We start from the raw sequence: 24,547 nt of genomic DNA, 5'->3' as shown, positions 1-24,547 counted from the left end.
GGCCAAATACAGACGCTCATGTGACTGTAACAATTATGTACCGTGTAATTTCTAGAATTGGAGCAGCTTCGGGCGTAAGAAAATGCAAGAGATTTCTGAGCGTCACCGGCGATGGGTGGCAAATCATTTCGGCAGTAAGGTGCGCGAGCTTCAGTATCACTTGCAAGCCATCGTGGCCGCCTGTGACCAATCACTTGCGCTGTTCGCCAGCGGACAAACCGTCCCTAGAGAGAATAATCAAGCGGTAGTCTATGGCTTTTCAGCATTTGCGAATGTCGTTCAAACACTGAAAGACGCCGTCAAAACAGTGACCGGCCAACAGCTGCCATGGTCGAAAATTGTGCAACTGCGCCATGGTGCTTTCATGCGCGATGCGCGTAATGCGGCGACCCATGACGGCAATCCCGTTGTTAGCGCCTGGGTCGATGGGCGCTACTTTGTCCCAGCAAAAATGGTGCGCCTAGGTGATCGAGGGCAAGTCATCGAGATCCCTGCCCCGACTAAAGACATCCGTAGTCTTTCTTTAGAATTTGCGGAGGATCTTTGTCAGCTATTGCGCGAGACATTGACCGGGCTGGAGAGCGTTGAGCAGCTCAGAGGAGCACTCTTCAACATGGCTGAGCTTGAGGAGGCAATCGTCGAGTCTAATGTCATGCCAGAGTTCGTAAAGGAACTATTCGAAAGCAATCGCCAAGAAATCGCGACAAGCCTGCGTAAAGTGAAACATGATCCTGTGGATCAGGCGATCGGCTACCTCGCCGAGCTGATCCAGTATTGCGAACTAAAGCAAGGCCAAACCAGCTCCTTGGCCGACAAATAGTCTCATGGTTTGTCCTCGGTCTTGGCCGCTTGTGGCCGATTTCGTACATTCGCGACCAGCAGCGATCGACCATGTATGTTACGACCTGTAGAAACCGACGAGAAGCAGCCGCGCAAGGTGGCAGCGAATTGAGGGACATTTTAGTATTGAGGATGGGCTACCTGTAAATTCTGCCGAACAGGCGTAGCCCTGCTCTTCGCTGACTAGCTATGTCGGATCCAAACCGTTGGTCCCAAAAAGAATCGCATTTCTGCAGGGCTTAGTCGTCTACTGATTCACGTTCGAGCTCAGCAGCGAATTGAGGGTCTAGGTCAAGTTTAAACTCTTTGGTGCTAGTACCAATCACCAACTGCAAACCTCTGAACTCCTTCTGACCAAGCTCATGCTCTATCTCGAGAGCGACATCGAAATAGATGGATTTGTCGATAGTCAGACGCTGTACGTCGCCGTACTCAAACCGCGCTGGAATTGCATCTGACTTCAAAATAGGTGGCCTGCTTATCATTGCCTGCTTCCGATAACGCGGAGACCGAATGTAAATACCTCTGACGGTCGCGGGTTTTTCCCCTACCGAAATGAGTTCAATAGTGAAATTATCTTTGGTGAAATATTGTTTGATTTCCATCCTCGCTGAGTTATCTCGCCGTTGCTTATCCGCTAGATAGATGGCAATTGTTGCGGCTGCGAGTCCGCCAAGCCCGGATACCCAATCACCGGCAGAACCCAGGGCAGTTTTTAACGTCTCAGCAGAATCCTTTTCCGCGGCAACAGATAAGGCTGTGGCAACTCCCGCAGTAAATACAGCAGGGAATCCGAGTACGACAGCGATAATAGCTGTGATCTTCCATTTCATACAGATCTACTTATTGGCCGAATACAATCATCTTCCCCATCATAAAGCACCGTGGGTAAAAGCTAAAAATTGCATGGAATTATTGCCCGTACTCAAAATGAGTGCTTTCGGCCGAAACCCGCCATCCCCATCGCCCCCTCGTCAGCGATGAGCGCCCCTGGGTCGGGACGGCCCCGTCCGGCTCGATGCGCAGCACGCCAGCGCGACCCGGCCCAGCCGGGTGACGCCCAATCTTTTGCTCTTTTGCTCTTTTGCTCTTTTGCTCTTTTGCCGTTGCCCTATCTCACACCCGTCGGAAACACCCTCAACCACACCCCACCGCGACCTCACGCACCTACCTACACCGGGCATTTGCCGCTACGGTGCAGCCAGCCCCGTAGTCTGTTGCAAGGATCGCCGTCCGGATGGCTTCACCATCTCAACCCAAAGCCTGATCTTCGATCTGGAGGTCGCCCCCGGCAAAGCCGACCAACCCGACCGCATCTTTATGGTCGGTGCCCTGCCGACACGGGCGAGGAACTCGAACGCAAGGTCGACAGGGACCTGCCCAGCGTCCTCGATGCACTGGACAGCCTGGGGCAGGGCGCAAGCTTCGTGCTCGGCCATAACGTCATCGACCATGACCTGCCGATCCTCAAACAGCAGGCCCCGAAGCTGCCCTGCACACCGCTTGTTGATCGATCTGTCATGGCGGATTCAAAACCGGGGGATTACGCACACTTCAGGCCCTAAGCGGCTGCTACTGTAACGGCAGTGGAGCGGCTCAGTGCACTCCAGGCCTGCCGCGCCCTTGGGGCGACCTCAAAAACTACGTCCTACTGTTGAACGACACAAGTAGCTGCTCATATACGCGTCCGAGATTTGAGAGTTGAACGAAATACGAAGCTGGCTCGATAGGTTATTGAACAAGCAGGGGGCCGCTCAGTCGTGGGCAGACCGTCGACGTGTCGAAGCGCTCGAACTCGTGGCACAGGCTGGAAATGACGCCGCATGGGTTGGCCTGTCTCGCCACTGCAACGGTTTCGTGCGGGAAGTTGCGGTGAGGGAGTTGAACCGCACGCGTTCACCTGGCGCGCTAGTCGCGTTGATCGACAGGCTCAACGATTGGTGCCACAGGTCCGTGATCTCGCAGCGGCCGGACTCAAACAGTATCTGTCTCCTTCCCAGGCACCCGCGCTGCTAACGGCGCTTGAGCCGCTCATCGCCCTTGAAGCACGGCAGAGGGTCGATCATGGCCCCACGCTCATGGCGGCGCGCACGGTATTACAATCCCCGCTCGTTCGGGAGGAGGTTTATCGAAACTTTCTGATGCGACAGGGGAAAGCAGCGCGCTACCTGTTTGACCTATTGCTAGAGTGCGACACTGAGCCCGAGGCGCTTCTTCGGTCTTCGCTAGCCCACCGGGAGCTCACCGTACGGCTGATGGCAGTGGCTGCCTGTAAGCAACTACCCGCTTACCAGGCGCGCCCGTTGCTAGCCGAAGCGTTGTCGCGACCTGGCGCCAGCGTTCGGGTTTGCGTGCTGCGGGCATTGCTGCCTTTACTTGATGATCCGCGCGACGCATTACGCAACGCGTTGTTGGACGCATCCCGAGGTGTTAGGGGTTTTGCATGCTGGGCAGCTCCGCGCAGCGGCCTCGATGCCGCTGCTATTCTCGCAGAGCGACTTCAAGGCGACATGCCAGTGACGAAGAGAGGCTGGCTAGGCATTCTTGGTCTCGCCGGCGAGCTTAACGTCGAACTCGATATGCAATGGTTGGACAAGGCACTGCACTCCGACTACTCAACCGTGCGCGAGTCCGCCGTGCTGCAGCTACGCGACGATCATTTATCGCTTTTGTTTGAGATGCTCGAGGACCATTCAGACAGGGTTTTTAGTGCCTCGGTCGCGCGGCTTGGTAAGCAACCTTGGTCGTCATTAAAAGAGCTGGACAGTAAACTGTCTCAGCGCTGGCATGCGTTGCCGGCAGCCCGTCGCGAAGCAATTTTGGGACTGCTCCCTGCCTGGCAACAGCTGGCATTCCTACTCGCTCGGCTGGGCGCGGAAACCGATCTCCAAGCGTTCTGGCTCCGTCAATTAGCGCATTGGTGCGATCGACAGTATTTGATGGTTGACCCGGTGACACCCAGAATCGAGCGCGAGGCAGCAGCGGGACAGCTAATGCAACTGGCCGCTCAAGGCCTTTTGAGCATCGAAAAGGTGCAGCGAATACTCTGACTACTTGTGTTGTCATCAGAATGAATCTTGACCGCGCGGGTGTGGCTCGCAGCTACCCGACCGATAGCTGCTGCTCGGTCCCGGCCGCTTCCGGCCAGAGGCGGAGGGCTAGCCGAAAATAAATCTGTCCCATTTGCCTCTAATTCAGGTCTTGTAGCTCTCATTTCAAAGTCAAACAACGGCAACTGTGGGAGCGCCCAGGCATTGGTCTGTCAGCAAGAGAGAACCAGCGATTTCTCCTTTCGCCGCGACAACAGTCGCAGCCCGATCTTTCGTCAGTTCGGCGTATTACCCAGCCTTTATTGGCTGCCTCGGTAATAGTGTTAGTTGATGGGATATTGGAGTAACAGCCCTCATGAGTTGAAAAGACCATGTACCTGTAAAGGGTATTAGGCGAATTCGGCACTGGAATCGTGCCTGGTGTTACTTCTCCGCCGTGATGAGGTGCCACGATTCCGCCTAGATTTTTCTGAAAGCGCATCGGAATAGATGTGTAATCGGCATCACCACAGAGCAACACTCGGCGGTAGTAAGGACTCTGAGAGTTCTCCACCAGCATTCCTAGTGCTTCGTTGTTACGTAAGTACTTAGCATCGCTCATGCCTTTGACAGGGTTACATGCGAAGAGCGTACATGCCCCCCATTGAATCTCCTTGCGCCTGGCAGGCCAGAATTTCAATGCACTGCTGCCATCCTGAAGCACTTGGTTTTGTAGCGAATACATTAGGTGCGCATGGCTGATTCCCAGTTTCATGCCGGCAGACGGGCGACGCATCACCCATGGGCGCTGAAGCACACCAGGCTTATAGGTAACAGACGTTTTCCAGAATTTGCTTTGCCGATCTTTAATGGGACGACCTGACTCGTATGCGTACCCCCAGTGATCCCAGTCTAGGTGGGAAAGAAAAACTGGGGCGGGATGGTCAGAATCATCCTCAGCCAATGGATTGAAACCTCGGCAAGTTGGTAGCGTGCGACGGAAGAACCCAATCGGCCATCCAAAATCGAAGAAAGCCTTGGGCTTGTTGTTGTGATCGATGATGGCACTCATGCTGGCTTGGCCGACGTCATAGATCGCAACGAACAAACTGTTGTTCGGTTGAAGGCCTAGATAGTCAAAGGCAGCGCCTTGATGATGGCGACACTCGATTACTCGCTTGAGTGTGTGCAGGTCCTTTGCGCTAGGCGCTAAAGCACTGATTTTTACAAAGAGGACCGTCGGATTAGACTCCTGCGCTTCTATGGAAAACTCCAGTGCTGTAGCCGGAAAAGCGTTGTCACCTGATATGTGGGTATCGGCGACGCTGATCAAGCACCAACCATCGTTTCTCATAGCCTCCTCAGCGACAGATTTCGGAACTCGTGCTTCCATCAATAAGAAACTCAGCGCAGTGTCCAGGTTGTTGACAATTTCCTGGGAGGTTGCACGGCGCAGGAAGGGCAAGAGTTGTAAGGGAATTGCGTCAAACGTCACCGTGCAAAAACCATCGTCCTCTAGACCGACAGCTTCTTTCTGCACGTCAATCGCGCTCAAATATTCAACGGTTTGAGGGTACTTCTGAGGGAATGTATTGAGACCGCGAGGATGTTTAGGCATGGGCACGACAGCTGAACTGGGGTTCGAGTGGTATGGCAAAGTACCATTGAAATGTCATCAAGTGCATTATGACAGTACATACCGTGAAGCTGTTTAGGCGTTGCCTTTACGGGGCAGTCTTGGTAGCGGAATGGCGTGTAAATCCGAGAGTCGCCTGCAGTTAGGATTCTTCGCACACTACCGCAACCTGAATTGACCTTGAATTCGTAGATGAGCGATGGCCGCTCATGGCAGAAACCCGCCATCCCCACCGCCCTCGCGTCAGCGATGAGCGCCCCTCAGGGTCGAGACGGCCTGGGCCGGCTCGATGCGAAGCACGCCAGCGCGCCCCGGCCCAGCCGGGTGACGCCATACTCTTTTGCTCTTTTGCTCTTGCCATTGAGCTGCCCCACACCCGTCGGAGACCCCTCAGCCGCACGGCAACGCGACCCACTCACCTACCGCCGCTACAGTGCCCATAGCCCCTAGTCTGTTGCAAGGATCGCCGTCCGGATGGCTTCACCGTCTCAACCCAAAAGCCTGATCTTCGATCTGGAAGTCGCACCCGGCAAAGCCGACCAACCCGACCGCATCTTCATGGTCGGTGCCCTGCGCCCTGACACGGGCGAGGACCTCGAACGCAAGGTCGACAAGGACCTGCCCAGCGTCCTCGATGCCCTGGACAGCCTGGGGCAGGGCGCAATCTTCGTGCTCGGCCACAACGTCATCGACCATGACCTGCCGATCCTCAAACAGCAGGCCCCAACGCTTGCCCTGCACCAGCTCCCGGTGATCGACACCCTGCGCCTGCCGATCATGGCGGACTCTCTGTTCATCGTGACGAGCACCAACTGGCTCTACGGGATGTGCGTTTCGATGTTCGGAAGGCACCGCCGAAATTTCGGGCAGGCAGCCCCCGTCTACTGCCGACGCTGGTGATCGGATAACTGAGGATGGCTAAGCCCCTGACAGCTATGGATGCAGACTACCGGGCTTGTTCTTCCCGTTGCACGACTCGATCACTGCATCAGTGCTTCAGGCGTATCGAATACCCGCAAGTCGTACCCGCTAGCTCGCTCGTAAGAGCGAGCTAGCTTGATCTCCGAAAGCCCCGGCAGCACTCAGCCGACTTCACTTAACAGGGTCAATAGCACGCCCTAGCAACAGTCGATGCGAAGCAAATAGTTGTGAGGTCTATCACACATCAGCATTTTTCGTTTGACGCCTTAAGCGTGTGACCCCATAAACCAAGGTATCTGCCAGGGTAGGCATCGCATCCAAAAGGACTTTCTCTTTCCCGGCCGAACTATTTACGCAATAGGGGCGCTGAGGTCTTAGTTGTTCGCGCATCCAGTTGCAGTTTAAACGTCATCACGTAAACGGCGGGCACTGTTGCGCCTGTGTTAAGCAAAATCCATAGGGACTCGGAAAGATGAAAAAGATCGCAATGGCGATAGGTTGCCTGTTGTTGAGTGCACAAGCGAGTGCAGCGCCCGCTTGGTACTTTGGAAAGATTACCCGAGTTTGGCCGATGAGCGGCGCCTTGGTCGTCACCCTGGATTCAGGGGTGTTAGACGATTGTTTACATAAATATGTCTATTTCCCGCGTGCGGCGCTTGGCGAAAAGCTATACGCGGAAATATATGCGTTAGCGCTGTCCGCGATGGCAACGACGAACAAGTTTGGCGTTGTAATAGATAAGCAAGTCGCCGGTAGCCAGTGTAACGCAACAAGCGCGGATATGAGGCCGAACTAGTTTTTAGGCACTAGGGTGGGCGGGGCGAAGCTGCTCCGCCCCGGCTATTTTGTGTATCCCGTTCTGCACCGAGGTCTGTATGACGTTTCTATCTAGAGGGCTAAGGTTTCCTCTTCTTTTTGCGCTTGCTTTTTCAGCTTTGCCTTCCCAAGCGGAAGAGGACTTTAATAGCGCTGCAACGGATGTTTATCAAGATCCAGGCCTTAATCTTAATCGTGATTTTTCGAGTAGCAATCAGGTCGACTCGATAGATCCATTCTCTGGCGCTCTGAAGATCGTAGTGCGAGATCTTCATATTCCAGGTAATGGTGGGCTCGATATAGACATTATTCGAAATTATCATACGATCAATAACGAGCGAGGCCCCTACAATACCGGACATACGGCGCGTACACCTTTTGGGACGGGGTGGGATATACACTTCGGTCGTATACTCGTGCCAGACAATAATGCCTATCGATATATAAACTCGTCTAACAATCCATCTTCGTGTAAAAAAAATAATGTTGCCACAAGGCTCAACCCTTACCTTGAATTGCCTGACGGTTCTCGCGAGCTTCTGGCGAACAGCTCGGGTAGCGATTACGCTTATACCACCAGAAACAGATGGATTGGAAAATGTCTTCCAACGGCAGAGAACTCAAATTCGACCGGCGGGTTGGTGGTACATTCTCCGGATGGAAAAAAATATACCTTTAACCTCTTAGGGTCTGTGTCGCCGGATAAGCCATATATGGCTTACTTCGTAACCAAGATTGAGGATCTTGATGGAAACTATCTGCAGTTTTCTTACATAAAGCCAAGCGGCAATACGACCACTAAATATACCTTGTTGAGCACCATAACGGCTTCGGATGGTCGCAAGGTTGAGTTTGGTTACGATGACGCTACCGCCTCTAGCATCGGGCTGCGACCACGGCTAACAAGTATAAAGGGCGAAGGAAAAACGGTTTCTTATAGCTACATTGATGCCAGCTGGTTTTCCGGAACTAACGAGCTCCCTCATTATCTGGCGTCCGTTAAATATCCTGATGGCACTAGCTGGTCCTACAAATATCTTCATCGGTCTGATCAAGCGAATTTCGTTCCTGGTCGTTTTTCGATCTCTAGTATGACAAGCCCTTATGGTTTGACTACTAGCTATACTTTCGAGTATCGCCAGATGGGCCCGCTTCCTGCCGAGAAAGTTAACGTGGTGACTCGGAGATCACTCAGCACGATTGCGGGTTCCGATCAACCGCAGCAGGTCTGGAAATATACATATACCAAAGGGTATTCACCTAACAATGACAAGACATTGGTTGCCGGACCTGAAAGCTGCGTACGTTATGAACACATTGGTTCGGACACAATAAGCAAAGCAACAATCACCAACGAGCTTTGGAAGCTGGGGCTTCAGGTAAAAAAAGAAACGCTCAACGGCTCTTCGTGCAGTTCGGTTATCAGAACAGAGCAGACGACCTGGGCAAGTCAAAAGATCTCTGCCCAGAACGAGGTAAGACGGTACGGTACCTACAGCTTTAGTCAAACCCAAAATGGAACATATGCGGCAATTGAAGCGAAACGTGTGATAACTCAGAATGGATCTACCTATACGACCGATTTTTCTTATGACGCCGATGGTCAGCCGATACAAATTAAAGAGGACGGACAAAGATCTCGCACTAAGACCATTACATATACGAAGCCAGGCGGAAACTGGGTGCTGGGACGTATATCTACCCAAGCCGTATCGGGGGTCTCGGGGAACCTATCATATACATACAACAGTGCGGCCAGGGTTACGCAGGAAAGCAACTATGGTGTCAGCACCAAGTTCTCATATTCGAATAAAGGAGACATTAGTTCGCAAACCGACGCGAATGGGCGAGTTACTCGGTTTGCAGACTACTATCGGGGGGTTCCGAGGTTAGTTACCTATGCTGATGGCAGTACGCTTAAGCGAACGGTGAATTCTGGCGGTACCGTTGCGACACAAACGGACGAACTAGGGCGGGTAACGTCATATACATACGACAAAATGGACCGCTTGATTGCTATAACACCACCGAGAGGCGTTAGTGCTAAAGCGAGTATCGCATACCGTTTCAGCTCAAGTGGTACCTCGGAGACGCTCACTCGCGGTAGTTATAAGCGTGTGCGTAATTACAACCAGCTCGGTCAGCTTATCGGCCAGACCGAAAGCGGCTCCGGCAGCCCGATCGTGGTGACGGCTAAGTACGACTCCCAAGGCAATCGCACATTCACGTCCAACCCTAGCTACGCTTCGGCTGCTAGTGGCGAGCGCTATAGCTACGATGCTCTTAATCGGGTGATTAAGGTCACTCACGCTGATGGAAGTTCTGTCGTTTTCGCCCATCAGACCGGCAATAAAATGGTCATAACGGATGAGCGCGGCAACACAACAACTCAGGAGTTTGTCGCTTACGCAGAACCTGACGATAGGCTCTTGTCGAGGATCACCCAGCCAGGGGCGATTGCTACCTCGTTGGGAATTGATAACTTAGGGCGGGTGACGTCGATGACTCAAGGTGGCCTGACGAGGACGTACACTTATTCCAGCAAGGGGTTTCTTGTGTCTGAGAACAACCCGGAGACGGGCATTACTCAATATACGCATGATTCGGTAGGAAACGTACTTTCAAAGAAGGTCGGAAGTGCTGCCCCAGATGTGTACGGCTATGACGCAAGGAACCGACTGGTATCCATAACATATGGCGGTAGTGCACTTAAGCTTGTTAACAGCTACGACAAAGCAGGACGGGTTACTGACCAAGTTTTTGGGCCGACAACTTGGAGCTTTGCTTATGATGTTCACGATAATTTGTTGAGTGAAAGTCTTTCGCTAACTTCGCCGCCCCGCACTTTCACGATTTTTTACCGCTACAACGCGGCTGACGGCCTCGAGTCGATGGTGTATCCAAGTGGCCTTGTTGTCGATTATTTACCCGATGCTTATGGTCGACCGACCAAAGCTGGGGTGTTCGCTAAGGCTATTAGCTACCACGCCAATGGCAGCATTCAAAAAATTGTTTTTGGGAATGATCGGACGTTGAGCGTTTCGCTGGACGCTAGATTGCGCCCGACGGAGCACACGGTTTACGGAGCTGACATGCCAATGCAGCAGCGGCTGGCGTATGACAGCACCAGCAATGTGACCCAGATAAGTGATCTTCAAAATAGCGCTTTCACTCAGAAGCTTAGCTATGACGGATTGAATAGGCTCGTGTCCGCGGCGGGTGCTTGGGGCGCCGCCAACTTTTCGTACAACAACCGAGGCGATTTGACGAGCCAGAAGGTGGGTACTCGGACTATCGGCTACACGTACAACGGACAGGGCCGATTGGCGACACTAAGCGGTAGCGTGGAGGGTGCGGTCAGCTATGACGTGAAGGGCAACATACTTACTGCGCGAGGCCAGTACGGTTACGACGATGCGGGGAATTTGACGTGGCTATGTTTGAATCCACGCGCTGACTGTAGTGTGAAGCCAGATCAGCAGTTCAGATATGACGCGCGTCAGCGGCGTGTTGTATCTCTGGATGCCTCTGGGGAAAAGCTGGTCCACGTGTATGGGCAAAACGGCATGCTGGCTCGAGAGGATGACCTCACAACCGGTACGGTAAAAGAGTTCGTTTACGTAGGCACTGAGCGGATCGCGCATAAGGAGCTTTGCTCGAGTGCGGATTCGGATGGTGACGGGCTACCTGACTGTTATGAGCTACGCCTAGGTTTCGATCCAAAAAATGCCAGTGATGGGTTTGCTGATTCAGACGGGGACGGCGTGCTTAGCCACCAAGAATACCGTCTCGGAACAAAGCTTCGAAACGTAGACAGCGATGATGATGGGATGCCGGATGGGTGGGAGCTGAAGTACGGCTTGAATCCTAAGTCTGCAGGCGATGCCAACTTGGACTTGAACGGCGACGGGCTGACCAATCTTCAGCATTATCAGAATGGAACTCCAGCGGCATCAATTTGGCCTGCGATAATTCCGCCGGTAAATACGATCCTCAATAATTAGATTTTCGTCGATTAGGTTTCGGCTGAGGTGTCCTATGTTAATAATCGTCAGGTTTGCGCTTTTAGTTTCAATGTTTGGGATGTCAATTGGCGCTCACGCTGTGTCACTTTATTGCTCCGGGAAAATCGGTCAACTGATCGTTTATGGTTCAGGTGAGTTGTCGATCGCCGGGTCGTGGCGCAATGATTGGACGTATATATGCGATCTGAACTCTGCTGGCCCGATTGATGCTGTTACCTGCTCTAACTGGGTATCCATGGCCACTATGGCTTGGAAGGAGGGTGCGCAGGTAGGGGTTTATTACAACGTGCCGGCGGGCACGACGTGCGAGGCGTTGCCTACATATGGCAATTCTCCTACCCCGACCTATTTCCGCCTCGTTACACGTCCTTAAGCTGACAGGCTGGTACTCCAATGAATCGCTTTCTTTGCCTCCTAGCGGCGTCTCTGCTGTGCTTGTTTAATGGCGCTAACGCGGAAACGTTAAGCTTCACGACGTATTATCACAATGATTACCTAGGTTCGCCAGTCGCAGCCACTGATGAAAGAAATGAGCTACTTTGGCGTGCTCACTTCAGACCTTTTGGTGAGCGTCAAGAAGATACCTCGACTGTGCGGTTTGGATCAGTGGGTTACACGGGACATGCGCAGGACGAAGCCAGTGAGCTTATTTATGCGGGTGCTCGACACTATGATCCGATATTGGGCCGTTTTTTATCCGTAGACCCTGCCGCTGTTCAGGTCCAGTCACCTGTAACGTTCAATCGCTACGCCTATGGCAACAACAATCCACATCGCTACATAGATCCAGATGGACGTATGTCCGATGATGCTATCCTTCACGGTGGCTGGACTCCTGGGTTCGAGGTGCACATATATAATGGGCCAGGAGGCGTGGGGCCAATTAATGGTCTCAAGGGCGGGCTAGCTCCGCAGGGCGAGTTGGTTAGCAATCCGGTCCTTAAAGGTGCGGACGTTAAGAGCGGTTCCGGTCGGGCAGGAAAACAGGCTAAGCTTCGAGACCTTGCTAACGATGATAAGTTGGGCAGTGCCGATCGGGGCTGGATAAAGCAGGAGCTAAACTCCATAGAGCGAGGTCATAGGAACAGCATCCGCAATCCTCCTGGAAAGGACCTTGCGCATGAGCGGGGCAGAGAAGCTGCTAAAGGGTACAACTATGAACATTCGAAGCTTCAGGATCGTAAACTGCATCGAACGCAACATAAGTACGACGATTTCGGTCGAAAAAATAAGGAGCGTCCGGTTCAATGAGCACTCGTAAGATCAACGAAAAGCAAATTGACGCAGTTTTAGCGCTTCCAGCGGCAAAGCGCTATGAGCATTTCCTTAAGCTCGTGGCAGATTGGCAGGAGCTTTGGGGGCTTTATAATGACGGTTGGGCTATGGCTGCGACTGACTCTGGTGAACCTGTATTTCCGATGTGGCCGGCGGAAGAATATGCGGCCCGTTGTATCGGGGAACAATGGGTGGAGTATTTGCCTGAAAAGTTCTCGCTTGATGAGCTGCAAAGCGAGCTCTTGCCTAAGTTAAAAAAAGATGGAATTCTCCCTGGGGTCTTTTTCCTTCCCTCGGATAAAGGGATCACGCCGACGGTTGATGAGTTGCTGGACGATCTGAAAGCAGAACTGGATAGGTACTCTGATTGAGACACTTTGCCTAACGAGTGCATACTTTCGTGGCAGATGCGTCAGCCGACCGCAGGGAAGAGTACGATGGAAGCCCGAAGGGGCGAGACGGTCTCCGGCTCGCTCCACGACAGCGCGGCCCGGCAGCGCCGGGCGACTCCTCTGCTTCAACCTGCCCCTAGAGGCCCTGCCGCCAACCCAGCCCTGAAATACTCAGCCGTCTCCGCATCCGTGCAATACACGTAACAGCCCTTCATCCCGCGCGTCATGAGCGTGCGGTAGGTGTTCTTGATGATCAGATCGGTTTCCTGCCTGGCCAGGTCGGGATGCGTTGTCATGAGCTTCTTGTATCCCCGTATCGAGCGGTCCTGCTTGTCGCGCTGATCGGGGGAGGTGACAACCTCACCGTTGCGCACGATCAAGTCTGGTCCGATGATCACGCCGATGTAGTCGACCTCGAGCCCCTGGCACGTATGGATGCAGCCCACCTGGTCGATGGATTCATCGGCGATGATCCACAGGCTTCCATCCTGGCTGAGGTTCCACTGCCGGCGGTAATGGCCAATGACGATGTCGTCGGCCAGCGGATCCTTCTTGCTGCGCCACGGCCAGCAGTAGCCCGCCACCACCCGTGCCTTGTTCTCCCCGTTTCGCGCTTCGATCGCTTCATGCAGCGCCTCAGGCGTATCGAACACCCGAAAGTCATACTCGCTGGCATCGAGCCGCTCGTTGGCCGTCAGCCTAATGTCGAGCATATGATCGAGCCAAGCGAGATACCCATCCGAGCCGCTGCAACGAAACTGCGAGGCCAGGTTGTATTCTTCAACCACCGCACCCTTGGCCTCGGCAAACTCCCGGATTGCCTGCTTGCTGCCAATGTCGCTCAGGGTGACGCGCTGGTCTTCATCGATGAAAAATACCGTGCACTTGGCGGCACCAATGAGCTCCTTGATCTGGTTGTCACCAAGATTGGCGTACAGGCCGCTCTTCTCGTTGAGGCGGTGCGCCTCATCGACGATGAGCATGTCGAAGACATTCGGATCGGCATCAACGAAGGCACCGGAGCCGGTGAACATGTGCGAGAAGCGCGTGCGCGTGATCGAGCCGACCAGCTTCGTCTCATAGACCTTGCGGGGCGCGGCGTTCTTGGACACGTACTTGCCCACCAGTCCCAAGGAGGTGAGATGCACCAGCAGGTTTATGGCCAGCACCGTCTTGCCGGTTCCGGGCCCGCCCTCGACGATCACCACCCGCGACTGGGCGGAGGAGGCCGCCTTGGCCGCGGCAATGGCCGCCTCGTAGACCTCTTTCTGATCATCGATCAGCACGAACTCAGGCTTCTCGGCCAGCAACCCTTTAAGTGAATCCGCCAGTGCCTTGGACGGTCTGATCTTGCCGTTGGCGAGCTCGTACAGCACCGCCTTGTCATCACCGGACTTTATGTACTTCTTGATAAAGGAGCGTAGCTGTTCGAGCTCATCCTTGCCCTTGAGAAAGAGCGGCGCCTTGTCGATGTAGGGCTGGTAATGGGCCGCGTCGATGACACCGTCACGCACGTAGTTGTGTAGGTACGCGCAGGGCCTGACCGCAATGCTCTGGTCATACACCGCCTCGTTGAAACCCTCTAGTAGCGAGGCGTAGGACCAGGCTTGGTATGAGGGATGAACCGTCTCCCTCAGACCCTTGCCCAGGGCGGTGACGACAATCGCATCCTTGGTCGTGACCTTCGCCGTACTCCATTGCTTGAGCTCGACCAGCACGGCGTTCTTGCCGCCGGTGTCGTCACGGCCGGTCAAGGTAAAGTCGATACGCTTGGATGATTGTGGTAGGTGGAGCTCGATGGCAAGCCCGGTGTCGCTGGGCAACCCCTCGTCTCGCAGCACCCTGGCCATGTAGCCGAGCGATCCCCGCCAAGAATCGATCTCCGACCGCCCGACCCGCTTGCCGGTGCGAGCGGTGAAGTGAGTGAGGATCACGTCCTCGATGTCGTCATTGTCGGTGTCGTGCAGGAACTGCTGTTTGGTTGCTTCGTAAACGATCACGCGGTCTTCCTTGGCCGGGTCTAGAGCTGGTCGTATTTCTTGCTCGTGTTATGTGCCTTGTCCACCGGATACTTCTCGCCATTGCGCTTGAGCTTGTCCTGCACGGCCTCATCCAGGTCAACCCCGAGCACATCAGCCAGACGAACCAGGTACATCAATACATCAGCCAGCTCGTCTCGCACCGCCTGGGCGGTTTCAGGCGTTTGCGCCGCCGTGATCGACTGCTCTTCAGTCATCCACTGGAAGATCTCGGAAAGCTCACCGGTTTCCCCGGTCAGGGCCATGGTCAGGTTCTTGGGCGAATGGAACTGCGCCCAGTTGCGCGCATCGGCGAAGGCTTCTAGGGCCTCGGCAAGCCGCGTCGTGTCGATGAGCGCAGGGGAGAGCGGGGCATCTGTGGGCACGTGGATTCCTTGGTGTCAGGAGGGACGAAATATCATACGTGAGCCTCAAGGAGCTGTAAGGGTGCAAGCCCCGGCGTTGAGCGCGCGGTCCATGCCCATCGCCACACGCACGGCCTGTTGCGGCTGTTTCACTGTGCAGCGTTCCTCCTGTCTGCTTCATCGTTGAGCAGTCGAGGGTGTTGGTTGATGTGTTGTCCACCAGAACACCACCGCCAGCGAGCTGACCGCCGCTCCCAATGCACATACACCCTGCCAACCGGCATGGGCATAGGTAACGGTGGTGCCGATCGCCCCCAACCCGCTGCCCACCGCGTAGAACAACATGTAGAGGCCAACAAGCCGGCTGTGAGCCTCGGGGCGGGTGCGGAAGATCAGGCTTTGGTTGGTAACGTGCAGCGCCTGACCACCCAGGTCAAGCAGAACGATGCCGATCACCACCGGCCAGAGTGACCATTCCAGTAGCGACAGCGGCCACCAAGCCAGCAGCAGCGCCAAGAGCGCTCCCATGCTGATGCGCTCGGCATGTCCGCGGTCAGCCCACTGCCCGGCACGCATAGCGGCCAAGGCACCGACAACGCCGACCAACCCGAAAGCGCCAATCAGGGTGTGGGAGAAATTGTAGGGCGGGGCGCTCAAAGGAAGTACCAGCGCGCTCCAGAAGATGTTGAACGCGGCGAACATCAACAGCGCAAGCATGCCCCGCACCTGTAGCACCCTATCTTGGCGTAGCAATGTCAGCATGGAGGCAATTAGGCGTGGATAGGTCATCACGCTCGGAGCTGGCGGTAGGGCCGGTAGCCGCCTCCACATCGGCAGTGTGATCGCCAGCATCAGTACGGCGGCGAAGACGTACACGCTGCGCCATCCCGCCAGGTCACTCACTCCGCCTGCCAATACCCGCGCCAGCAACAGGCCCATGAACACACCGCCTTGCGCAGCACCTATGACGCGGCCTTGCTCATGGGGCGCCGCGGCGCGGGCCGCATAGGCTATGAGCCCCTGCGTCATCGCCGTTCCCAGCAGCCCGACCGCCAGCATGGCTACCAATAGAACATGAGCGGACTTCGCCATGCTGACTGCCGTAAGTGCCACAACGAGGCCCAACAGTTGCACTACCATCAAGCGGCGGCGGTCAAGCCTATCCCCCAGCGGGACAAGCAGCAGCAGGGCCAAGGCGCAGCCGACCTGCGTGGCGGTGACCACACCGCCGATAGCGGCGTGGCTGATGCCAAAGTCATGGGCGAGGGCATCCAGCAATGGCTGGGCGTAGTACACGTTCGCCACGCTCAGCCCGCTGGCGGCGGCAAACAGCAGCACCAGCCCGCGCGGCATATCGGAAGCTTGGGTTTGCACCGTCGTCGCCGGAGAGCCCGACGCTATCGATACTTGGGATGACTCCATGGTCTATCGCTCACTCAATCCGGTTTCAAAATGAAACTGGTTGAATGCTAGGGTGAGTGGTTTTAAAATGCAACCACTAACCAAGTTGAGGCTATACGCCTGGAGAGGGCATGCCAAGCTGTGAGTCCATCAACGATGAACCCTGTCCCGTCGCCCGGGCCGCCAATGTCATTGGCGATCGCTGGTCGCTGCTGATCGTACGTGACGCGTTCGACGGCACTCGCCGTTTCAGCGACTTTCAGCGCAGCCTGGGCATGGCCCGCAACATCCTGTCCAACCGTCTGCGCAAGTTGGTCGATGCAGGCATTCTCGAGACTCGTGAAGCTTCCGATGGTACGGCCTATCAGGAGTACGTGCTGACGCCGGAGGGCAAAAGCCTGTTTCCGGTGGTAGTTGCGCTGCGCCAGTGGGGTGAGGGGCATCTGTTCAATCATGGCGAGAGACACTCAGAGCTCGTCGATAAGCGCACCGGTAAGCGGATTCCGTTTATGGCTCCCACGGCAAAGGATGGCTCCGTGCTCACGCCGGACTTGACTGTGGTGCAGAAGGTCACATAAGGCCGCCGCTTGCGGCCGGCCATTTGGCTAGCGGCCGGTGTGCCGTGAACAATTGCTTGATCGTATTGCCGCCTGGCGAGGCTGATCTGAATGGCTGGAAGGGATAATCTTGCGTCACGATCAACCATGAAGCGGCGAGCTGAACGATGGGTTTTGAGCGACTAGCTGAGCTACGTGACCGCCTGCGGGCTGAAAGCAGCAGGTAAAGACTGAAAGCACGGATTCTCAAAGATGCCGAGCAACACTTGGAGCTGCTCGGAATATCCAGCGAACGACTCAAGTTGGGCATCGCGACCTGATGCAGGGGGAGCCGATATTGGGCAAGCATGATTGAGAATGCTCGGCGTCCGGACTTGGCCGGTCAGGCGGTTGGCTCGGTGACGGCCGCTCAAGCGCTACACGCGAAGCAACAGGCTAAGCGGCAACGCGGACAAACGCGACGCACTCAGTCAAAGGTGAAAGAACCTATCCCCGCAGCCGATACCATTGCGGAAAAGACCGCGGATTAAAAATCGATTGCGCCCGGTACCGAGACGCCCAATCAGTCCGGCCACTAGCAGCGTGTGACGAAAATGATTAGGCGACTTGTGGGGAACGCTGATGTCTGGCTAGCCCATTACTACCGTTAAGGGGCTAAGCCTTGGGGTCAGCTTCCCCTTCGGTCACGCTGCGCTCGTCAACTCCCTTACGATGCTTTGGACGGAGGCAGGGGAGACGACAGGCTACCGGCAGGTTAAACGAAATGTATGCCTACGCCCGCTGACGCTACTGGATATGCCTGATCGGCCCCGAGTATTTGGCGATCGCCTGGTCCTTGGTTACCAGAACGAAACCCTCCGTAAGGGCTTGCCCAATCAGCATCCGATCGAACGGATCGTTATGAATGGGTCGAAGGGCAGCCGCGGCGATGCCATGTTGCCCGGTCATCGCCAGCTCCCGGTAGTCGGCGTCCAGCAGTGCTCTTCTGAGTACGGCTGGGTCGAATCGGAAACTGGGCTTGCCCATGGCACTCTTAATGCCAACTTCCCAGATACTGGCTGCGCTGAAAAACAGCTCGTTGCTTCGGTCTTCGATCAGATCAATGGCTTCGGCAGGCAGCGACGCGGGCTCGGCGCAAGCCCATAGGAGGATATGGGTGTCGAGCAACAACTTCATATCTGGAACATCGCCTCGATTTCATCCTGAAAAGGCGAATCGATGTCCTCGGGAACCACGTAAGCCCCGCTGAGCATGCCTAGCCGCGGCTTGGGCTCCTGGCTGATGGCAATTACTCTCACCATCGGCTTTCCGGCCTTTGCGATCACGAAGGGGGTGCCCTGACTGGCCTCCAGGATCAGCTGCGACAGGTGCGTCTTCGCGTCATGAATATTGACGGTCTTGAGTCCATCGCTCGGAGTGTTTTCGGCCTTCATGTTAGTCTCCAGGTTAGCTAACTTGGTTAGTCTATCTATCAGGCTCTAATTCAGCAACGGCGTAGTGCTTCGATTATTCGGCCCGAATTGTTTACAGGGCACGAGCATGTCCTAAGAGCTAGCGTTGGTCGCACGCTGCTCACGCCTGGTTGTTTGCATCATCAGGAAAGGGGGCCGGAGCCCCCACTGCCTCTAGAGCAGCCCCAACTCTGCGAAGGACACCCGCTCGTGGCTCGCAACGATGATGTGGTCCAGGGTGCGTATGTCCACGAGTCCCAGTGCTTCCTTTAGTCGACCTGTTAGCGTTCTGTCCGCCTGGCTTGGCTCCGGATGCCCGCTTGGGTGGTTGTGCGAGAGAATCACAGCTGCTGCATTGAGCTTCAGGGCTTCCTTGACGACTTCACGTGGATACACCGACGCGGAGTCGATCGTCCCGCGAAACATCTCGACGTAACGGATAAGGTGATGCTGATTGTCTAGAAACAGCACCGCAAAGACCTCGTGCTCGAAACCTGCGAGCTTGGCGCCCAGGTACTCCTTGACGATGTCTGGTGATGTTAACGGCGTCCCGTGGCCGATCTTCTGATCGACGACCTGACGCGCCGCCTCCAAGATCTGGTCGACCGTTGCCGGCAGGTAATCCCCCAGCTCATCACGTACGAGGAGGGAGGAATCAAAAGCGAAGGAAACTTGAGACATGGCAGCATGCTCCGGTTGCTCGGGCGAAATTGCCCGGAACCGACCTGGCACGGCGCAGCGCAAGCGGTCACAGGGGCATCGCCGGCCTGCGGCCGCCAACGCGCCCCGCGCGTGCAGCCCTAGACGGCGAGCACGCCGTGACAAAGTGAGGGAACCAGCAAGACCGTCCCATACCCACTCTCTTGGCACGGATTGGCAAGCGGAGCGCGCACGCATCAGCCGACCTCGGGGAGGGGGCGATGGAAGCCCGAAGGGACGAGACGGCCAGCCAGCTCGATGCACAGCACGACAGCGCGGCCCGGCAAGGCCGGGCGACGCCAACCGTTCGTCATTGGCTATCGGGCGGCTTCGAGGCCTGTTTTGCGTGAGGTTCCAAGTGGGCTGTTAGTCGAGTATCGAATTGCTGTTTTCGGACAGCCGCGGTCAGCCGATCCCGCTCTTCAATCGGTGCTTGCTTAACGGTTGTCGGAATAAGGTCAGCGCACTGCGCAGCTGGATTTGACCTGACAGCCAAGGGCTTCGAACAGGAGCTGTCAGGTCGAATCGTGATGGGGCGACATCACGCCTGAATGGTTTTCGCAACGAACAGGTGTTTACCGGCAACAACTTGCTGAGACGTGGGTTATGCCTGGTCAAAGAAGCTGTCCTGAACGTTGTGTTCTGCGGACGTAAATGGTGCTCCTTCGATGTGCCAAACCGTCGGTTCTTCCGAGAAGTAGTCCTCTAGAGCGTCCATGAACACCTGATGGTCTTCACCCGCTTCGAAGTCCTTGTGGTCCGTGAACGAGCGCCAACGCACGATGAGGTTGAGGACCTGGGGCGTTTCGATGCCTTGCGCGAGCAGGTGGCCGCCGTAACCCGTTGCCCGCTTGAGCAACGGTTCGACCTCGGCAAATGCACATTTGAAACGCTCGACGCGTTCCTGGTGAACGGGGAGCATTGCGATCTCGTAAATCATGGGTTATCTCCAACGTGACGTGAACGGTCCAACGGGTGCTTAAGGGTAGAGCGAGGGCTCGACGGCGATAGCGATCTTTCCGCGCACGCCGTTGTTCGGGCTTTCGAGCAGGGCGTGGGCACTCGGGATGTCGGCGAGCGAAAAAACCGCGCCAATGTGTGCCCGCAGCTGACCGCGCTCGATCAATGCGCTCAGCTCATCGAGCTTGCCCCGGTTCTGCCGGGTGAACACGAAGTGGTAACTGGCGTTCTTGCCCCAGGCCTGAATGACGTTTTGCGGCTGGGCGATGTCCACGATGGAGACCACGCGGCCCAGTTGTGCGAGGGCGTCGGGGCTGCGCGACAGGGTGTTGCCGCCGATGGTGTCGAACACCACATCGACGCCGCGGCCATCGGTTTCGCGCAGGATGGCGTCGACGTAATCCTCTTGCTCGTAGTCGATGACCACGTCGGCACCCAGGTTCCGTGCGAACGCGAAGTTTGCTTCTCGCACGGTGGTGAACACCTTGGTGCCAATGGCTTTTGCCAGCTGGATCGCCACGTGACCGACGCCGCCAGCACCGCCGTGCACCAGGATGCTTTCGCCCACACGGAGCGCCGCACGCACGACCAGTGCTTCCCACGCGGTCCCGCCGACCAGGGTCAGGGTGGCCGCTTCGAGATGGCTCAGCGAGGCAGGCTTCTTGCCGACAATGCTTTCGGCTGCCACGTGGTACTCGGCATAGCTGCCGGGGCCGTCGAAAATTTGCGGGGTGTACCAGACTTCGTCACCTGGCTCGAAGCTCGTCACACCCGGGCCTACGGCTTCGACGACACCGGAAACGTCATGCCCGGTAATGCTCGGCAGGGGCACGTAGTCGGCGTAGTCGCCACGGCGGACCTGGAAATCCAGCGGGTTGATGGAGGTGGCGTGCACACGGACCAGTACCTGCCCTGCCTGCGGTACGGGCTTGGAGATGTCACGCAGTTCGAACGATTCCGGGCCGCCGAACGCTTTCAGTAGCTGTGCTTTCATGGATAAATCCTCGCTTCGGTAAAAAGGGATATAGGGAAATCCCGATATTAAGTTGCAAAAAAGCGCGCAGATTTCGCTACTGTCTCATTGTGTTGCGAATTCCTTGTTTTGCTAAAAAGGGATATCGCGATTTTCCGATTTCATGAGTAAAAAATTACAGCTCCTTGCCTATCAGCTCGGCAAGCTCACGGATGTTGGCTTCATTGCGCTTGTAGTAGGTCCACTGCCCGATACGACGAACTTCGACCAGACCCACCCGTTGCAGCGTTGCCAGGTAATCGGACACCGTCGACTGCGACAGCCCGACGCCTTCCTGAATACTGCTCACGCAAACGCCCACCGTATGGACGTCTCCTTCATCCTGTGGAGGGAAGTTCTTCGAGGGATCCTTCAAGCCGTTCAAAATCTTGAGGCGTGTCGGATTCGAGAGGGCCTTGAATGCGTCGATCAGTTCCATGGCGCAATAATATCGAGATTTACCGATATGTCAATTCAAGGTTGTTCCCCGTTCGTCGGGCATGCATTCCAGGGAGTTACCGTCTGAAGGGCAGCCAGATTTCGTCGTAACGTTCAACGACCACTGGAGTCACCTAGCTGCTCCCTTCCGGCCGTTGGCAGCCAATCATCAGGAGCCGCTTACGGCCAGACGGGGACATAGCACAACTCACAGCTCAAGCTCCATCACCTGTGCCATCAAACTGGAGCCCTCACGCAATGGCTCCAAGGCTCCAGCGGGGCGAAATCCATGAGCTCGGTATAGGCGCATTGCAGGAGAGTCTGCGGCAGTAACTGCCAAGCGAATACGGTGCACATTAGTGCTTGTGGCCCAAGCAACAGCTTCTTTGAGCAGCTCGTGCCCCACCCCAAATCCACGCGAAGAGGGATCTACCCACATCTGAAACAGCTCTGCCACTCCGGGCTCAGAAGCTGACAACTTGCACCAAACCAGGCCGCAAACCTTCTCACAGTTGAAAGCGAAAAGAACCTGGTTTGTGCCAGAGGAGATAGCGTTATTGATTCGGGCCGACCAGATATCATCCGGTCTTGTTGCCTCTATGTCGTAGGTGCTTCCGAATGCATCAGGAGAGTCACGAAGGGCTCGTAGGCGCACATCTCGGTACTCCCGCCATTCACTAGGAGTTATCGAGCGTACAGAAATCATGGCGTTTCCTTTTCTGCCTAACTGCGACCGCAGGCTAGCCTGCTTAGGGTATCGGAACAACGAGTAGATCAAGTGCCCCCAATGCCGCTCTTAGCCGATTGCAGCTCTGACGATGGGCGGCTTCTGGCCGATAGTGGACCTCCGATTGTGCGCGCGTATTTCGGGTATCGCCGTAAACCAGGCATCACAGGGCTTCGCAGACTATGTTGTCCGTTTCTCCATCGCCTGTTTGGGCATGGCTTGGCATGGATTGGCACTCCGATTGCCCCAATTTTGCGCCAGATCCTACGTGTTGACGCGCGCCACCCCCGTCAAATCTGCCCCTTCAAAAGCCCTCACTTAAACCAGTAACGTGGGTACATTGTAATACTCATAGAAATGTATTACATTGTGCCCACGCAGCCATAAAAGCAGCTGCGTGCGTCACATAAACCAGCCCTGAAGGAAGGGCACGCCTGGTGGGGCGTTTCCACCCATGACCCATACAAGGGCATGAAAATTACAGAGGTCCACAAACAATGATTACGCAAATCAGAAAGGTCGGTAACAGCGCTGGCGTTGTGATCCCTTCCGTGATGCTCAAGGAGGTGAAACTTGCGATAGGAACAGAAATTGATCTAGCCGTTAGAAACGGCGCACTAACAATTCGACCATTGGAGGATCAACGACGAGGGAAGCGAGAGATTTCGCTAGCTTGGTTGCTTGCTGATTTCCAGGACGTCGAGGAAGACTTAATCCCAGGCGCATTTGGCGCAGAGGTCCTTGACAATAATGATTCAGATTACCGAAACAACCCGCAAAACTCTTAAGCCGGGCGACATTATTCGCGTCGCCCTCGACCCTACCGTAGGGTCCGAAACGCAGAAAACAAGACCCGCTATTGTTCTCACCGAGGAGCAACTTAACTCGGTAAGCCGAACGGTTGTAGTAGTGCCGCTCACGAGCGGGACTGGCTCCATAATGCGTCTATTTCCCCAGGTCAATCCGACCCAAAACGACTGCAACGTACACGGGACTGCCATCCTCACTCAGATGCGCGGGCTCGATCCTGCTGCGCGTGGCGCAGAACTAATCGGCGCCATCACCGATCAAGCGCTTCTTGACTCGATCCGTCTTCATCTGGCGGCAATGCTTGGGATAACGCTCAATCTCCTCGATCCGATATAGATGCTGCATCGCCGACGGGCATAAGCTGAAGACGAGTCAAGTAGTTTTAGCCCAAACGGAGCGCTCATGGACTTCGCACCTTAAGCAAGGTGCGCTAAGGACATTTGTCATGGCTCGGGGACCGAGTTGCCGCTCATCCCCTTGTCTGCCCCCTCCAAAACTCTCCATGTACGGCTCTCGAAAAATTTTTCGAATCGACACTACCTCGGCTGCGCGTAAAGCATTGGTCGATCTGCTCAATTTCGCTAAGTGCAAATACGCTCTGAGCTACGCCCCAGATAGCCGCGTCGAGCAACTGAGGCAAAGACTCCGGGTCGAGCATGGAAGATGCATGGCTTGGACGCAGAGTTGTTCATCGGTTACTGACCTGAGATCGCCAGAGTCGCTCGCTGAAATATTGGCATATCTGTCGGTGCCTGGCTGGCGATAAGTTGTTCTTGGTCAGCAACAGTCCGGAGCTGTTCGGCTGACGCTCGTTCAATCTGGGGTCGGTCGACGCTTTGATCGTTAGGGTGCAGCCCTTTTGGTCAGACTCGTGTCAATAAGCCGGCCATTGTTGCGTCGGAATTGATGTCGATGGTGTGTGCGGTCAAGTTTCGTTGACTTGCCTCACTCGGGGGAATGGGCGGAACGATGAAAGATGTCTAGATCGGCGGGGCTGGAAGTCTTTAGGCAACGACGTTACTGAGGACGAAATTGTCGACACACCGCACGCGCCATGTTTCCCTGTGCCGTTTCACCGAGAATTCCGTAAACGACCGGCTTCGGTAGTCGGCCGTTATTGCTTACTGATAGTCGTCTACGCTGAATGCCGCGTGCTGATGGGTTGTGAAGAGGCT

General features: G+C 55.5%; 22 protein-coding genes and 2 pseudogenes. 12 read left to right on the top strand and 12 right to left on the bottom strand.

What is annotated here, in order from left to right:
• Positions 1 to 82 precede the first annotated feature (82 nt).
• Positions 83 to 820 (top strand): hypothetical protein, encoded by a 738-nt coding sequence (locus tag ACL0K2_RS04075; RefSeq protein WP_413043836.1) that lies wholly within the window; start codon positions 83 to 85, stop codon positions 818 to 820.
• Between the two features lie 259 nt (positions 821 to 1,079).
• Here ACL0K2_RS04075 and ACL0K2_RS04070 read toward each other — a convergent pair whose 3' ends face one another.
• A complete protein-coding gene (locus ACL0K2_RS04070; RefSeq protein ID WP_413043835.1) occupies positions 1,080 to 1,673 on the bottom strand; it encodes a hypothetical protein in 594 nt (197 codons plus the stop codon).
• 1,107 nt (positions 1,674 to 2,780) lie between these two features.
• Here ACL0K2_RS04070 and ACL0K2_RS04065 point away from each other — a divergent pair.
• A complete protein-coding gene (locus ACL0K2_RS04065) occupies positions 2,781 to 3,890 on the top strand; it encodes a PBS lyase (RefSeq protein ID WP_413044433.1) in 1,110 nt (369 codons plus the stop codon).
• 160 nt (positions 3,891 to 4,050) lie between these two features.
• Here ACL0K2_RS04065 and ACL0K2_RS04060 read toward each other — a convergent pair whose 3' ends face one another.
• Positions 4,051 to 5,487 carry a hypothetical protein gene (locus ACL0K2_RS04060; RefSeq protein ID WP_413043834.1) on the bottom strand — a complete coding sequence of 479 codons (1,437 nt, stop codon included), beginning with the start codon at positions 5,485 to 5,487 and terminating at the stop codon, positions 4,051 to 4,053.
• 492 nt (positions 5,488 to 5,979) lie between these two features.
• On the opposite strand from ACL0K2_RS04060, the pseudogene ACL0K2_RS04055 reads away from it, so the two are divergent.
• The 5 genes and pseudogenes from ACL0K2_RS04055 to ACL0K2_RS04035 form a co-directional block, all read left to right on the top strand.
• Positions 5,980 to 6,288 (top strand): annotated as a pseudogene (locus ACL0K2_RS04055) (hypothetical protein); the annotation flags it as partial.
• A gap of 610 nt (positions 6,289 to 6,898) precedes the next feature.
• The gene (locus tag ACL0K2_RS04050) at positions 6,899 to 7,222 is read left to right on the top strand and encodes a hypothetical protein (RefSeq protein WP_413043833.1); all 324 of its coding nucleotides are present in this window, start codon (positions 6,899 to 6,901) and stop codon (positions 7,220 to 7,222) included.
• A 79-nt stretch (positions 7,223 to 7,301) separates the two neighbouring features.
• Complete coding sequence (locus ACL0K2_RS04045; RefSeq protein ID WP_413043832.1) at positions 7,302 to 11,246, top strand: RHS repeat protein; 3,945 nt, start codon at positions 7,302 to 7,304, stop codon at positions 11,244 to 11,246.
• Between the two features lie 414 nt (positions 11,247 to 11,660).
• Positions 11,661 to 12,518 (top strand): RHS repeat-associated core domain-containing protein, encoded by an 858-nt coding sequence (locus ACL0K2_RS04040; RefSeq protein ID WP_413043831.1) that lies wholly within the window; start codon positions 11,661 to 11,663, stop codon positions 12,516 to 12,518.
• Positions 12,515 to 12,913, top strand: coding sequence for a DUF2750 domain-containing protein (locus ACL0K2_RS04035; protein WP_413043830.1), 399 nt, complete (start codon positions 12,515 to 12,517; stop codon positions 12,911 to 12,913). Before ACL0K2_RS04040 ends, ACL0K2_RS04035 begins: the two co-directional genes overlap by 4 nt.
• Before the next feature lie 146 nt (positions 12,914 to 13,059).
• Here the strand turns inward: ACL0K2_RS04035 and ACL0K2_RS04030 are convergent, their stop codons facing one another.
• The 3 genes from ACL0K2_RS04030 to ACL0K2_RS04020 form a co-directional block, all read right to left on the bottom strand.
• Positions 13,060 to 14,934, bottom strand: a complete 1,875-nt coding sequence (locus ACL0K2_RS04030; RefSeq protein WP_413043829.1) for a DNA/RNA helicase domain-containing protein — start codon at positions 14,932 to 14,934, stop codon at positions 13,060 to 13,062.
• Positions 14,935 to 14,954: 20 nt separating this feature from the next.
• A complete protein-coding gene (locus tag ACL0K2_RS04025; protein WP_413043828.1) occupies positions 14,955 to 15,338 on the bottom strand; it encodes a nucleotide pyrophosphohydrolase in 384 nt (127 codons plus the stop codon).
• A 156-nt stretch (positions 15,339 to 15,494) separates the two neighbouring features.
• Positions 15,495 to 16,691, bottom strand: coding sequence for an MFS transporter (locus ACL0K2_RS04020; RefSeq protein WP_413043827.1), 1,197 nt, complete (start codon positions 16,689 to 16,691; stop codon positions 15,495 to 15,497).
• A 158-nt stretch (positions 16,692 to 16,849) separates the two neighbouring features.
• Between ACL0K2_RS04020 and ACL0K2_RS04015 the strand changes: the two genes are divergently transcribed.
• Together ACL0K2_RS04015 and ACL0K2_RS04010 are read left to right on the top strand one after the other, a co-directional pair.
• Positions 16,850 to 17,296, top strand: coding sequence for a winged helix-turn-helix transcriptional regulator (locus ACL0K2_RS04015; protein WP_413043826.1), 447 nt, complete (start codon positions 16,850 to 16,852; stop codon positions 17,294 to 17,296).
• A 209-nt stretch (positions 17,297 to 17,505) separates the two neighbouring features.
• Positions 17,506 to 17,805: pseudogene (locus ACL0K2_RS04010) on the top strand (ProQ/FinO family protein); the annotation flags it as partial.
• Between the two features lie 256 nt (positions 17,806 to 18,061).
• Here the strand turns inward: ACL0K2_RS04010 and ACL0K2_RS04005 are convergent.
• From ACL0K2_RS04005 to radC, 3 genes are all read right to left on the bottom strand, one after another.
• Entirely contained in the window at positions 18,062 to 18,451 is a 390-nt protein-coding gene (locus ACL0K2_RS04005) for a type II toxin-antitoxin system VapC family toxin (protein ID WP_413043825.1), read from the bottom strand.
• Positions 18,448 to 18,708, bottom strand: coding sequence for a type II toxin-antitoxin system Phd/YefM family antitoxin (locus ACL0K2_RS04000; RefSeq protein WP_239609541.1), 261 nt, complete (start codon positions 18,706 to 18,708; stop codon positions 18,448 to 18,450). The genes ACL0K2_RS04005 and ACL0K2_RS04000 overlap by 4 nt, the downstream gene beginning before the upstream one ends.
• A 192-nt stretch (positions 18,709 to 18,900) precedes the next feature.
• Entirely contained in the window at positions 18,901 to 19,407 is a 507-nt protein-coding gene (gene radC / locus ACL0K2_RS03995; protein WP_413043824.1) for a RadC family protein, read from the bottom strand.
• A gap of 239 nt (positions 19,408 to 19,646) precedes the next feature.
• Here radC and ACL0K2_RS03990 point away from each other — a divergent pair, with 239 nt between their 5' ends.
• Positions 19,647 to 19,775, top strand: a complete 129-nt coding sequence (locus ACL0K2_RS03990; protein WP_413043823.1) for a hypothetical protein — start codon at positions 19,647 to 19,649, stop codon at positions 19,773 to 19,775.
• A 254-nt stretch (positions 19,776 to 20,029) separates the two neighbouring features.
• On the opposite strand, the gene ACL0K2_RS03985 is transcribed toward ACL0K2_RS03990, so the two are convergent.
• The 4 genes from ACL0K2_RS03985 to ACL0K2_RS03970 form a co-directional block, all read right to left on the bottom strand.
• Positions 20,030 to 20,365, bottom strand: a complete 336-nt coding sequence (locus ACL0K2_RS03985; protein ID WP_413043822.1) for an antibiotic biosynthesis monooxygenase family protein — start codon at positions 20,363 to 20,365, stop codon at positions 20,030 to 20,032.
• 39 nt (positions 20,366 to 20,404) lie between these two features.
• The gene (locus tag ACL0K2_RS03980; protein ID WP_413043821.1) at positions 20,405 to 21,379 is read right to left on the bottom strand and encodes a zinc-dependent alcohol dehydrogenase family protein; all 975 of its coding nucleotides are present in this window, start codon (positions 21,377 to 21,379) and stop codon (positions 20,405 to 20,407) included.
• Positions 21,380 to 21,533: 154 nt separating this feature from the next.
• On the bottom strand, positions 21,534 to 21,836 hold the full coding sequence (locus ACL0K2_RS03975; protein ID WP_239609532.1) for an ArsR/SmtB family transcription factor: 303 nt from the start codon (positions 21,834 to 21,836) through the stop codon (positions 21,534 to 21,536).
• A gap of 207 nt (positions 21,837 to 22,043) precedes the next feature.
• A complete protein-coding gene (locus ACL0K2_RS03970) occupies positions 22,044 to 22,541 on the bottom strand; it encodes a GNAT family N-acetyltransferase (protein WP_239609530.1) in 498 nt (165 codons plus the stop codon).
• A 518-nt stretch (positions 22,542 to 23,059) separates the two neighbouring features.
• Between ACL0K2_RS03970 and ACL0K2_RS03965 the strand changes: the two genes are divergently transcribed.
• Both ACL0K2_RS03965 and ACL0K2_RS03960 read left to right on the top strand, forming a co-directional pair.
• A complete protein-coding gene (locus tag ACL0K2_RS03965; protein ID WP_413043820.1) occupies positions 23,060 to 23,350 on the top strand; it encodes an AbrB/MazE/SpoVT family DNA-binding domain-containing protein in 291 nt (96 codons plus the stop codon).
• Positions 23,313 to 23,708: a type II toxin-antitoxin system PemK/MazF family toxin gene (locus ACL0K2_RS03960; protein ID WP_239609528.1), complete on the top strand. Its 396-nt coding sequence runs from the start codon at positions 23,313 to 23,315 to the stop codon at positions 23,706 to 23,708. Before ACL0K2_RS03965 ends, ACL0K2_RS03960 begins: the two co-directional genes overlap by 38 nt.
• Positions 23,709 to 24,547: the final 839 nt, after the last annotated feature.

The sequence above is a fragment of the Pseudomonas sp. YJ42 genome, assembly GCF_047225135.1.
GTDB classification, from domain to species: domain Bacteria; phylum Pseudomonadota; class Gammaproteobacteria; order Pseudomonadales; family Pseudomonadaceae; genus Stutzerimonas; species Stutzerimonas stutzeri_E.
This window is presented reverse-complemented; position numbering and strand designations above follow the sequence as displayed.